Origin of the sequence: Chryseobacterium sp. AG844 (genome assembly GCF_003182335.1) — a bacterium.
In the GTDB taxonomy this organism is placed as follows: domain Bacteria; phylum Bacteroidota; class Bacteroidia; order Flavobacteriales; family Weeksellaceae; genus Chryseobacterium; species Chryseobacterium cupriresistens.
The window spans coordinates 17,862-30,935 of record NZ_QGTV01000009.1; the positions used below are offsets into that span (position 1 = coordinate 17,862).

The window sequence follows — 13,074 nt, forward strand, 5'->3', positions numbered from 1 at the left end:
TCTTATTCTGCTTTTCATACTTTATTTGTAAGATTCATTGTTTTATAATTTTCACAATTGCTTCTGAGTTATTTATTCTTATTAAATACACTCCTGCGTTTAAAGATGAAAGATCTGTCTGATTATTGATAAAATGCCCAGATCTTACAAGCTGTCCCAGCGTATTAAAAATCTCAAATTTGTACTCTTTATTTTCCGCAGCCCTGATGTAAAGAATATTAGAAAAAGGACTCGGATAGAGTGAGATCTTGTTATTAATCACCGTAGATTTTGCATTTTCTTTAATCAATTTATAGCTATTGGGTATAACTGAAATTCCTGATGCAGGACCCTCTTCATTACCATTAGCATCATATTTTATTTTCACACATCGGCATCCTGTTCCGAAGTAGGGGTCATTATTGTCATGAAAGACAATCATTCTGTTGGTGGTAGAAGCTGCATCAAACAACAGATTAATAGATCTTCCGATATAATTTGAATTTAAAGCAGCCGTCCATACAGCAGGATACTGAAAGTTCAGCATATTAAATGTTCCCTGAGAAGTTTGATTAGCAATTACACTTCTGAATCCTCTTGATCCGGAATCAGGATAATTTCCTATGGAATATGCCGGATTATTAAAGATATATCCTACTGTAGCATTGGCAGAATTTCTTACCCTTATACCTGAATAATCTGTGGCAATACTGTATGAGGTTGCTATATTCTTATCTTTTTTGTACCATGGTGTCTGTCCGAAATCTGCTCCGGAAACCAACGCGACATTTGTAAGGTCCGGAATTCTCCAACCTTCAGGACAAGGATCAAAAGGTGATTTTTTACCTCCTCTTCCCCATCTGTCAGGAGCTAAATTAGGTTCCTGTGCCAGCCAGTCTGTACCGTTGGTATAATTGGGTGTTGTACTGTTGTAAGGAGCAAAAGTACTTGGAATCATATATACCAAAGGATTCTTCACAGAATAAGATATGATCTTGGAAACTCTTTCTGACGGTTTATCGGTTAACTGTACATTTGACAGTGAGGCATAAGTACTGTAAGGTATAATATAGTTTCCTGAAAGATTATTATAGTCGGACTGATCAAGTGTAGTGTACGAAACAGCTCCCTTGGGAGCAGGAGTTCCCAGAAATATGTTATAAAAACTCCTGTTATCTGCATACCGGAATGGAGGGATAGGATCTTTCCTTCCCCATTGATAGTGCAGTCCTGTAGAGGCACGGATTTTTAACAGTTCATCAGCAGTTGGAGCCTGAGGATTGACAACGTTGGGAAAAACATCTGTTGCCCCCAGATTACGATCCATAAAAACGGTCTGTAATGCAACATCAGCTTTATTGACATAATTCACATAATTTGTAACTGCTGCAGGAGTTTCTGTAGTATAAGAATAAGATCCCACAGGAGAATCCGTAACCCAGATATGCCAGCTCCAATATACCGGTGAAGATGCACTGCCGTTATGCAATGTAACTACAGCATTTCCACTTTCATTGGGAGCAATTTCTACAGATATTTTAGAATTGCTGATATCCTGTAGTGATAAAGGTGAAGGATTCACTATTGAGATCCTGCTGATTAAAGCTGTATTGGTCGTCCAGAGAACATTAGTTTTTAAATTATTAAAATTGGAAGGATTTAATATCTCAATATTATCCAGCAACTGGCTTTGCACAGAGAATGCTTTACTGACCGGAATTTCAATAGTGGTACCCGTTTCGCTTTTAACAACCTGGTAGGTATTCGGATTGTTCAAACCTTCGTTATACTCTGTAACTGCGGGCAGATATTCTGTTGGAAAATCATAATCATTAATGGTGTAAAGCGGATCTTTTATACATCTGCAGCCGTTTGCATCTGAAGTATACATTCCTGCCATAGGAAAATAATAATACCGTCCTTTAATATTGGGATAATTAGGGTCCGGAATATCAGGCTGTGTTTTATCCGGAATCATGGAAAGCCCTCTCACAGTAACAGCAGGAGAAGTATCGAATAACCGGGCTAAAGTTGCAGTCCACAATGCAATATGATGCTGATCACTATACTGCCCTGAATGAGCCCCTCTGATAAGTTGTCCGTTTCCGGGAAAAATCCCCATATTAAATCCGCCGACTACCGAAAGATCAAAGCCAAGATTAGGGTAAATTCTAAATCCTGTCATAAAGGAAGGAACTCCAGTATCAGTAGGCTTTATGACATGATATTTATTGGTCTCAAAAACATTTTTTGCCATACTGGTTTTTACTCCGAAAGGCGAAAAGTCTATTCTGATATCATCCACATAAGAGGGAGAAGCCAGATTTGCCACCAGCATTGAAGGGATACGCCATCCATTGGGACAAGGATCATAAGGAGATTTATCTCTATAAGGTTTTGTTTTATCATTGGTATTGTAAACGGTTTCAATTTTCCCTTGTGCATTATCAGACCAAAGATTGAGTTCTGAAAGCCTGTTATTGGGCAACGCTGTAGATTTTCCAAACCAGTTGACCGGAAGATTGAGGTTATTGTTATAATAAGCCTGTCCTGAGTTATCATCTTTATTGACATAAATAAGGCTCATAGGATTTTTTACAGAAAGCCTTATATTATTGGTAACCTCTGCAGCGGAAAGTAGAACAAACTTTCTGAGATCATCAATACTCACTGCATTGGTCATATTTTTGGCTCCTCTATGTCTTACTCTGCCTATTGATCCGGAAGCTTCATAAAAATCATTTCCTCTTGTAACCAGGGGTGGAATTGGATCTTTTCGTCCCCATTGATAAAGAAGTCCGTTACTCCGGTTCCAGTCTGATGCTGTGATAGAATTTGTGATTGCTCCCAGATTTCTGTCCATCCATTTCCAGTCGGAGTCCGGAATAATTTCCGTTGTTCCATCCCATCTCATTCTTTTTATGTTGCTGAAACTTTTATAGGAAACTCCATTGGTGGGATCATCCGTTACCCAGATATGCCAGCTCCAATAAATCTCACCATCAACCCTGAAAACAACCACAGCATTTCCTTTTTTTGTCTTATTAACAGGCACTTTAATCTTAGCATCCTGCCCTGTTCCTATTATTTCAAGGGCGTAATTCAATCCGGATTTTATAAGTCCATGAACATCTTCCCATAAAACATCAGCAGTTACCGTCCCTGCAGGTATACCACTCCCGTTAAGATATCCGCCACCCTCCCACATCGCATAAGCTTTTTTTACGGGAACCAGCAATCCTCCGCTATGCTGAGCGGGATCAAAAATGTAACTGTTGGGTGCTTTTTTCCAGTCTGGAAGCAATAATCTCATCGGTTCATGAACAGGTTTCAATGAGTCTATATTCTCACTAAGCCATATTGCTTTTACATGTCCAATCAAGGGAAGATTCCCTCCGATATTACCTTTGGAAGTGATTCCAAATAATATCAGGCATATGACTGCCGCTAATTTTCCAGCTAATATTTTCATACCTTAGGTTTTAGTGTCTTTAGCAGAATACAATTATTAAGCCCATTTCTATTAAAAGTGATTTATTATACAAATAAAAACACACATATTTGAATTATGTTATTAATAATGTAAAATAAAACACAATAAACAGTATAAAAATCAACAAGGTATTTACATAAAAAAAGACAGCCCTAAGCTGTCTTTATATTTTAAGATTCAAAATTCTAAGGAAGAATATGGTTTTGATACCGGTCAATCGAAAATCGCCCGGCCGTGATATTATTAAATATAGAAAAGACAACAAAATTGAAGACGACCAGTGCGATTATAAATGCATAAATCATATTCTTAACTCTTCCTGAAACCACATACATGGCATTTGGAATAATAATATATGAGAATCCGATAAACGCTCCTGCCAGCCTGGAAGAGAAGATAGGATTGTTTCTGAAAATAAAATAAAGACATATCCCGATTACAGCATAGTTTCTATGGTACTCATAATAAGGATAAAGTTCTTTCATTTTATTATCAAAAACAAAAAGGAAGAAAGTAAGGATTGCCATCATCACCTCAGGAATTCCGATACCACCATTAAGTCGTTGTACCGTTTCATCCATATATCCATTAAACCCTTCTACAAGTGTACTATTAGAGGCCATCCCATCTAAGAAACCACCGAAACTTCTATATATTTCAAATGGGGACAGAAAAACAGAACCGATAATCATAATCAGCATTACCGTTTTGTTTAACGGAACGCGGGCCAGCCAATACATCGGCAGGAATAAGTAACAAACACTGTGTATACCCGACCCTATGAATATAAAAAACAGGTAATGCCAGAGTTTCCGCTCTTTAATATACCGTATTGCAAAATACACGATAAAAGTCCCGAGGTTTTGTCTGATCTGCCCACTTTCCCCGATAAAGAAATTGGGAATAAACATGAAAAGGGTAAAAGTAAAGGGATAAAAAGTATTATCCTCAGTATATTCTACCTTAAAGATCATCGCAAAAATAGCAATGACCAATGTTACCATATAAAAAGGTGCATCAAAAAAATTGAGAAGGATCTTATTAATCAAAGTATACAGCCATTCCACATCCAACGTTTCCGGTCCTTCCATATGGAGCATCTTCATAAAGATACTGTAGTAGCTTTTAGTATCGGAGTAAATATAAATTCCTTTGTAACTTCCGTAATCCGGTCCTACACTATCTCTGAAACCAACAATAATAATAAAATAAACAGCAAGGAACCAGAACCACTTTTTATCAACCTTCTTTCCATACACCTCCTGAACACTGAAGAACAGCATATAGACGATGGCAATTATATAATATGGATGTAGTAAACTCATGCTAACTCTCTGATGTTTTTTTAAACTGATGATATGCTGTGATGAATCCGGTCAGAATTAAAGGCAGGAAAAGCCTCACTTCCCAAAAAAGCCCTACTAAAGTAATCATAAGAAGATAAGGAATGGAAAAGAAAAAATATTTTCCAAAAACACTCTTGTTTTCCTCTGTACAAAGGCCATATATAAAATAAATCACAATTAATGCAAAGACCAGTCCTGCAAGATTGAAAGGGCTGGAAAAGTTTCTGTTGATATAAAAGCCTTCCACAAAAGTCGTTTCATCCCGAACAAGTACAGCTCTTAATCCCAGATAGGGAATAAGGAAAGCAGCAACCAGCGGTATAATTTTCCAGATTACCTGATAATTCCCTTTCTTCAGCTCATCAATATTGAAAAATACGGCTGCAAAAAAGGCTATATTCAGACAGGCTGTTTCTCTTACTAAAGTAGAGATCCCGATAAGTCCAATAAGGGTAAAGAAGAAAGTATTTTTTCTGGCTTCCAGATATTTAAGAGTCAGAAATACACCTGACAGATAACAAAAGAGTGCGATGGTATCACAATTTGTCGGCGCGTACTGTGTGATCACAATGAAAAATACAGATAAGAGATGAATAATCCTTCTGGCATTAACATTCAAAAGAAGCCCCGTAGATTTCATCCGGAAAACAGCATTCAAAATCAAAGAACACAAAACGAAGAACACACTGTTCATAAGGAAAAGCCCATGATAAAAAGGGGTTCCGTTTTTGGACAAAAAATCTTTGAAGAAAGAAAGCGGACCATTGATCAGATTGTACATCAAATCTGTCATCTGTACACTCAGATAATTGGGAATCACTCTGTAAGCATATACGGAGGAAAATAAAAAATCAGGGGTTCTCTCTGATGTTTTCAGTCTTGTGTAGGATGATTCAAATCCATAATAAGACATGGCAAACAACAGAAGCGGAAGTACTATTACCAATAGAAATCCGTTTATTTTTTCATCATTTCTTTTCAACATATCTAAAACAGATTCTTATTTTTTTAATAATAATGGTGGTTTAAAATACATTTTTTCAAAAGGGAACTTTTGCAAAAGTAGAATATTTTTTCATTCTTCCTAGAATATTTTATTGATTTTCAGTTAAAACTTATCGCTAACTATTTTGAACTAATGCTTAAAAAATTAAATTTGCAGACTTGATTTAAATGCAATGCATCGCCTTTTTATATTTTTATATTATCTGATTTCCAAAAATAAAATTCTATCTGTACTGACAGCTCTTGGAATTGCCGCTTTATGCATTTTCTTTGCGTCGAAGATCAATTTTGAGGAAGACATCAATCAGATTATTCCTAAAAATGAAAAGTCGGATCTCACAGCAAAAGTTCTTAAACAGCTTAATTTTTCGGATAAGATTATTGTTATTATCGAGAACAGATCCGGCGAAGACAGCTTCCAGCTTTCTGAAACGGCTGATACTTTCCTGAAAAAAATTGAGCCTTTACAGAAATATATTGGTTCTGTTCAGGGTAAAGTGAACGATAATGAAATTTCTGAAACCTTTGATTTCGTTCATCAGAATCTCCCTTTATTCCTTAATGAGAATGACTATAAGGAAATTGATCAGAAACTGCAGAAAGACACTATTGCAAAACAGGTAGAAAATAATTACATCTCGCTGGTTTCTCCAACAAGCCTTGTGACCAAAGAATTTATTAAAAAAGACCCTCTGGGACTTACTTTTCTGGGAATCAAAAAATTAAATGCTTTAAACATCAGCAAAGACTTCAAACTCGAAGACAGCTATATTGTTACCAAAGACGGGAAAAATCTTTTGCTTTTCATTGATCCTAAAAACAAAAGCAATGATACGAAAGCCAATGAGGTATTTGTGGATCAGCTCAACACCATCAAAGATGGTATTAACAAACAATTCAAAGGAAAAACAGAGATCAGCTATTTCGGTTCTCCGGTAATTGCTGTAGCCAACGCAAAGCAGATCAAAAAAGATATTCAGAACACGGTGGCCATTTCCATGACGGTTCTTTTAATCCTTCTGATCTATTATTTCAGAAATATTTTCACTCCCGTCATTGTATTTCTACCCACCGTATTTTCAGTACTGCTCGCTCTCTTAATTCTTTATTTTATTAAAGATAAGATTTCAGCTATTTCACTCAGTGTAGGAGCGATTCTTATTGGTATTACGATTGATTATGCCCTGCATATTCTTACCCATTATAAGCATAACAACAATATTGAGGAGCTTTACAAGGAAATCACGAAGCCTGTTATATTAAGCAGCGCAACAACAGCCGTTTCCTTTTTGTGTCTCGTTTTTGTTCGTTCTGAAGCATTGAAGGACTTAGGTCTTTTTGCTGCCATTACTGTGATTCTTTCTTCAATCACAGCATTAATTATTGTTCCTCAGCTTTACCAACCAAAAGAAAGAGAACATCTCAACACCAACTTTATTGACAGGATCGGGTCTTATCCGTACGAAAAAAATAAGCCTTTGATTATTGGGTGTTCCATTATTATTCTTGCCTGCCTGTTTGGATTCAGACATGTAGGTTTCAATGAAGATATCGGGGATCTGAATTATATTCCGAAAGAATTAAAAATCAGTGAGGCAAAACTGCAGAAACTTTCTGATATTACGTCAAAATCAATTTATACTATTTCTTATGGAAATTCTGAAGAAGAAGCACTGTCCAGAAATTCCGAACTGAGCAGTTTCCTGGACAAAGAGAAAAAAGAAGGGAAGATCTTAAGCTATAATTCTATCGGAAGCGTTGTTCTTTCAGAAAAGGATCAGCAGAAAAAAATTGACGAATGGAACCGTTTCTGGAATGACGAGAAGAAGAATCAGACCATTTCTGAACTGATCAGTAACGGGAATAAATTCGGCTTCAACAGTTCCGCTTTTGATGGTTTTAATGAAGTTTTGCATAAAAATTATGCTGCATTGAGTCTGAAAGATTATCAAAAAGTGAAAGCGCTTCAGATTTCAGAATTCATGAGCAGCGAAAATGGTTTCCACACCGTTTCCAATGTGGTAAAAGTAGACGAAAACAAAAGAGACACTTTCATCAAAGATATTGAGAAACAGCATGATGCCATTGCTATCGACCGCCAGCAGATGAATGAAAATTTCCTTGGTTTGCTGAAAAGGGACTTCAATACACTGATCAGTTATTCTCTTCTTGCCATTATTTTAACGATCATCGTTTTCTTCAGGAATTTTGAATTAACGGTTCTCACCATGTTCCCGATTGTTTTAACGGGAGTTGTTACAGCCGGAATCCTTTATTTTCTGGGATTGGAATTAAATATTTTCAGTACTGTAGTGTGTACGTTGGTATTTGGAGTGGGAGATGACTTCAGCATCTTCCTGACGCAAGCCATGCAAAAAGAACATACTACCGGAAAGAATGAATTGCCTACGTACAGAATTTCTATTATTCTTGCTGTTTTCACGACAATTCTTTCCATCGGATCTTTGATATTCGCCAGGCATCCGGCATTGCATTCTCTGGCATTAGTAGCCCTGATCGGAATGTTCTCCGTTATTATTATTACCTCTACCCTATATCCTTTCTGGTTCAGATTATTCATTACCAACAGGGCGAAAAAAGGACTTTCTCCCATCACATTCAGATTGTTTGTATGGTCAGTATTCTCATTCCTTTATTACGGATTGGGTGGATTGCTGTTTTCTGCCTTCGGAAGTTTTTTTGTTAAAAATTCCAAAGGGCAGACGCTGAATATTATCAAACTTATTTTAGCCAGATTTTTAACTTCCGTTCTTTATTCTAATCCTTTTGTAAAGAAGAAGGTCATTAAAAATACATCTGAAGATTTCAGCAAACCTGCAGTTATCATTGCCAATCATACTTCTTTCCTCGATACGCTGGCTATTGCAATGGCGACCCACAAAATTATTTATCTGGTGAATGACTGGGTATATCAGTCTCCTGTTTTTGGAAAACTGGTAAGAGCACTGGGCTTTTATCCCGTTTCACAGGGAATCGAGAACGGAATGGACAAACTGAAAGAAAAAGTTGACCAGGGATATTCACTCGTTGTGTTCCCTGAGGCAGAACGTTCTTACACCAATGATGTGAAAAGATTCCATAAAGGAGCTTTTTATCTCGCAGAACAGTTCGGACTGGATATTCTTCCTATTTACATCCACGGCAACTCTGAGGTATTGCCGAAAGGAGACTTCATTATCTACGACGGAAGCATTACGTTAAAAGTGGGGAACAGAATCAGCAAAGACAACATGAGTTTTGGTAAAAACTATTCTGAGAGAACAAAGAAGATCAACGCTCATTTCAGGGAAGAATTTGCCAGACTGCGTGAAGAGATTGAGGATGAGAATTATTTTAAAAAGAAATTATTCCTGAGCTATCTTTACAAAGACAGTGAAGTGGTAAAAGAAGTAAAAGAGGATTTTAATGCCAACAAATCTGTTTATTTCGAACTGAACAAGCATATTCCGAATGACGCCAATATTCTTCATTTAGCTGATGATTTTGGACAGAAGGATGCATTATTAACTTTATACCAGGCCAGCCGAAGAGTTTTTTCTCTGATTCAGAATGATGAAAAAAGAGCAACAGCAGCACACAGCTATCTGGTAAAAAGAAGAAAAATACACTATATTAAAGACCTTTCTGAAGTAAACAAAAAGATTGATGTTCTTTTAATTTCAGATGAACACTTTACCATGAATGAAATTCAGGATCTCCCTGAAACAATCATTTTTGTAAATACAAAAAACACTTCGTTTGAAAGTGATAATTATGCACTAAAATTTAGTTCTGAATCATTAAAAGTATTTAAAACTAAATAATAAATATGAAAAACATACTTTTGTAAACGCTAAAGAAAACTAATGAAGAAAAATATACTTGTCATATATTATTCACAAACCGGACAACTCGAAGATATCGTGAAAAATATAGCCCAGCCTTTTGAAGCGAAAAAGGAGGCTTATGATGTTACGTATTACAACATTCAGCTGAAGGAAGATTTTCCTTTTCCCTGGCCAGGCGATGTTTTTTTCAACACTTTTCCTGAATCTTATCTTCAGATTCCAAAAGAAATTCTTCCTCCTTCGGAAGAAATTCTGAACAAAAAGTATGATCTTATCCTGTTTGGGTATCAGGTATGGTATCTCACACCATCCATTCCTATCATTTCTTTCTTAAAGAGTGATTATGCAGAGCGAATCCTTAAAGACACTCCCGTAGTAACCATCTCAGGAACCAGAAATATGTGGATGCTTTCCCAGGAAAAATTAAAGGTCTACCTAAGAGATCTGCAGGCAAAACTTGTAGGAAATATTGCTTTGGTAGACAGGCACGACAATTACACCAGCGTATTAACGATTCTCCGATGGCTTACCACAGGTCAGAAAGAAAAATCGGGAATGCTTCCCGCTGCAGGAGTTTCAGATGAAGAAATTGCAGGTTCTGTAAAGTATGGCGAGATTATTGAAAGACATTTTAATAATAATGACCTTAATAGTATACAACCAGATCTTGTGAAAAACGGAGCGATTGAAATCCGTGCTTTTTTAGTACGGGTAGAAAAGGTTGGAAATAAAATTTTCACAGTATGGTCTAACCTGATTATCAAGAAAAAAGAGAAACGTCCATTGCTGATAAAATTCTTTAAGGTATATTTGATGGCAGCGATATGGATTATCTCACCTGTCGTTTTGGTATTACACCTGCTTACAACCCCTATATTTTGGTTTAAAAGACAAAAACAAAAAAGATATTTACAAGGAATTAATTTAAAATAGAATGTACGACGTATTTATAACAAAAGCATCAACATACTTACCCAATGAGCCGGTAGCGAATGATGAAATGGAGACTTATCTTGGGCTTATCAATGATGCGCCATCTAAAGCAAAATCACTTATCCTGAGAAATAATAAGATCACAACAAGATACTACGCTTTAGATAAAGAAGGAAACCCTACCCACTCTAATGCACAGCTTACTGCAAAAGCAATCGAAGGACTTTTTGATGAAAATTTCAAAAAGGAAGATATGAAATTACTATCGGTAGGAACTACTTCACCAGACCAGATCCAGCCTTCTCACGCTTCTATGGTGCATGGTGAGCTTAACATCGGAAAATCTATTGAAATTAATACTTCAACAGGTCTTTGTAATTCAGGAATGAATGCGCTCAACTATGGATTCCTTTCTGTAAAAGCCGGTGTACAGGACAACGCAGTATGTGCAGGTTCTGAAAGAATGTCTGCATGGATGACTGCTGACAAATTCAACCATGAAGCAGAAAATTTAAAATTACTGGAGGAAAGACCTATCATTGCTTTCAAAAGAGAATTCCTGAGATGGATGCTTTCTGATGGAGCAGGCGCTTTCCTTTTAGAAAATAAACCGAGAGAAAACAGTACTTCCCTAAAAATAGAATTCATTGATTTCTATTCTTATGCCCACGAAATTGAAGCTTGTATGTATGCAGGATGTGATAAGCTGGAAGACGGAAGCCTGAAATCATGGGCAGACTACCCTTCTGATGAATGGTTGAAACAATCTATTTTTGCAATTAAACAGGATACTAAAATCCTTGATAAATACATCCTAGTAAAAGGAGCAGAAAGTTTAAGATCATCTTTTGACAAACATAATCTGGATCCGGAAAAAATTGACCACGTACTGGCTCATATTTCTTCCGGATACTTTAAAGACGGACTGAAAGAAGAATTTGCCAAAAAAGGAATGGATTTCCCGGCAGAAAAATGGTTCTATAATCTTTCTGAAGTTGGAAACATCGGAGCAGGATCTATATTTATCGCCCTTGAAGAACTGATGAATTCCGGAACATTGAAAAAAGGAGAAAAAGTACTTCTTTGTGTTCCCGAAAGTGGAAGATTTGCTTATTCTTGTGCTTTATTAACCGTTTGCTAATGGAAAACAAACTGCCCACATCCGATAAAGATTTTGTAGAAAGTCTTATTCCCCAAAGGTTTCCTTTTGTAATGGTGCATGAATTGTCAGAATACTCTGAAAACCATCTCTTATCCGGTTTTGAGATAAAGGAAGACAACCTTTTTATCCAGGACGGATTATTCCAGGCTTCAGGACTGATTGAGCATCAGGCGCAGAGCGTTGCCCTTCATACCGGATATAAATATTATCTGCTGGGAAAAGATGCTCCAACTGGATATATCGGAGCCATCAAATCTTTTGAAGCTGAAATACTGCCTAAAGTGGGAGATCAGCTGAAATCTGAAGTAACCATCCTTAATGAAGTAATGGGAGTAACCCTGGTAGATGTCATTACGAAACTGAACGGTGAAGTGATTGCAAAATCTCAAATGAAAACCGCTGTAAAATAAACTGGAAATGGAAATAAAGGAAGAAAATATCATCAATATACACAACTTTTTACCGCATCGTGAACCGATGCTCATGGCAGACTATATCCTGGAACTGACCAAAGAAAAAGTAGTGACTTCCTTTGAAATCAAAGAAGATAATATATTTGTTCACAACAATGAGTTTGCGGAAGCCGGCTTAATCGAAAATCTTGCTCAGACCTGTTCATCTATCCTTGGGCAAAGCTTCTTTGAAAATCCCGAAGCTGATACTAAAGTGATTGGATTCATTACCAATATCAAGAAGATCGAAATTTTTGCTCTTCCAAAAGTGGGTGACCAAATTATTTCCAAAGCTTCGCTTATCTCACAATTTGAGAATATCTGCCATATCTTCTGTGAAACATTTACTAATGATGAATTGTTAATCAGAGCGGAAATCAACCTGTTTATTCAGGAAGTAAAGTCGTAAAGGTCAATTTAACATAGACATAGAAAAGCTGTACGTTTCTGTACAGCTTTTTCCTGTTATTCATTTCATATTCTATAATAGATTTGTGAAAATTTGTGTAATTCATTTGTGATATCAGTGTTTAAAAATCAATAATTTTCATTGAAATAATTATAAAACCTTACAATAAAACATTCATTGTTGTTTATTTCAACCTCAACAAAATCCACCAAAAAAAACACTGAAAATCAAAAAGATAAAACACCTTAAATATCAATGAAAAATGAATTATTTCACGTGAAACATTTTATAATCCCATGGAACACTTATTGCTAAAGATTTCTAATACATACTCTGATCAGAGGTAATAACCCTTCAGATTTAATATGATTTACATATAATGTATTTTCACTATTTTAGCCACCTGATTAAAAGAATCAAAAACAGGTGAGCCTTATATCATCTGGA

Annotated in this window: 8 protein-coding genes; 5 read left to right on the forward strand and 3 right to left on the reverse strand. The window is 36.3% G+C overall.

Translation table 11 applies throughout. From position 1 onward, the window contains the following. Positions 1-34: 34 nt before the first annotated feature. The 3 genes from DEU40_RS10715 to DEU40_RS10725 form a co-directional block, all read right to left on the reverse strand. Positions 35-3,451: a T9SS type A sorting domain-containing protein gene (locus tag DEU40_RS10715; RefSeq protein WP_110009832.1), complete on the reverse strand. Its 3,417-nt coding sequence runs from the start codon at positions 3,449-3,451 to the stop codon at positions 35-37. 206 nt (positions 3,452-3,657) lie between these two features. Then, positions 3,658-4,797 (reverse strand): EpsG family protein, encoded by a 1,140-nt coding sequence (locus DEU40_RS10720; RefSeq protein WP_228406498.1) that lies wholly within the window; start codon positions 4,795-4,797, stop codon positions 3,658-3,660. 1 nt (position 4,798) lies between these two features. Next, a complete protein-coding gene (locus tag DEU40_RS10725) occupies positions 4,799-5,803 on the reverse strand; it encodes a hypothetical protein (RefSeq protein WP_110009834.1) in 1,005 nt (334 codons plus the stop codon). A gap of 193 nt (positions 5,804-5,996) precedes the next feature. On the opposite strand from DEU40_RS10725, the gene DEU40_RS10730 reads away from it, so the two are divergent. From DEU40_RS10730 to DEU40_RS10750, 5 genes are read left to right on the forward strand one after another with little or no spacing between them, the layout of a single operon-like run. Next, positions 5,997-9,647, forward strand: coding sequence for an MMPL family transporter (locus DEU40_RS10730; protein ID WP_110009835.1), 3,651 nt, complete (start codon positions 5,997-5,999; stop codon positions 9,645-9,647). Positions 9,648-9,689: 42 nt separating this feature from the next. After that, entirely contained in the window at positions 9,690-10,604 is a 915-nt protein-coding gene (locus DEU40_RS10735; RefSeq protein WP_110009836.1) for a hypothetical protein, read from the forward strand. A gap of 1 nt (position 10,605) precedes the next feature. Continuing rightward, positions 10,606-11,745 (forward strand): beta-ketoacyl-ACP synthase III, encoded by a 1,140-nt coding sequence (locus DEU40_RS10740; RefSeq protein ID WP_110009837.1) that lies wholly within the window; start codon positions 10,606-10,608, stop codon positions 11,743-11,745. Then, the gene (locus tag DEU40_RS10745) at positions 11,745-12,176 is read left to right on the forward strand and encodes a hypothetical protein (protein ID WP_110009838.1); all 432 of its coding nucleotides are present in this window, start codon (positions 11,745-11,747) and stop codon (positions 12,174-12,176) included. The genes DEU40_RS10740 and DEU40_RS10745 overlap by 1 nt, the downstream gene beginning before the upstream one ends. 7 nt (positions 12,177-12,183) lie before the next feature. Further along, positions 12,184-12,627 (forward strand): ABC transporter permease, encoded by a 444-nt coding sequence (locus tag DEU40_RS10750; RefSeq protein WP_110009839.1) that lies wholly within the window; start codon positions 12,184-12,186, stop codon positions 12,625-12,627. Positions 12,628-13,074: the final 447 nt, after the last annotated feature.

What these genes read in the sequence shown, in the direction of transcription:
- DEU40_RS10715 (WP_110009832.1), bottom strand. Translation starts at nt 3,451, where the DNA reads ATGAAAATATTAGCTGGAAAATTAGCGGCAGTCATATGCCTGATATTA.
- DEU40_RS10720 (WP_228406498.1), bottom strand. Translation starts at nt 4,797, where the DNA reads ATGAGTTTACTACATCCATATTATATAATTGCCATCGTCTATATGCTG.
- DEU40_RS10725 (WP_110009834.1), bottom strand. Translation starts at nt 5,803, where the DNA reads ATGTTGAAAAGAAATGATGAAAAAATAAACGGATTTCTATTGGTAATA.
- DEU40_RS10730 (WP_110009835.1), top strand. Translation starts at nt 5,997, where the DNA reads ATGCATCGCCTTTTTATATTTTTATATTATCTGATTTCCAAAAATAAA.
- DEU40_RS10735 (WP_110009836.1), top strand. Translation starts at nt 9,690, where the DNA reads ATGAAGAAAAATATACTTGTCATATATTATTCACAAACCGGACAACTC.
- DEU40_RS10740 (WP_110009837.1), top strand. Translation starts at nt 10,606, where the DNA reads ATGTACGACGTATTTATAACAAAAGCATCAACATACTTACCCAATGAG.
- DEU40_RS10745 (WP_110009838.1), top strand. Translation starts at nt 11,745, where the DNA reads ATGGAAAACAAACTGCCCACATCCGATAAAGATTTTGTAGAAAGTCTT.
- DEU40_RS10750 (WP_110009839.1), top strand. Translation starts at nt 12,184, where the DNA reads ATGGAAATAAAGGAAGAAAATATCATCAATATACACAACTTTTTACCG.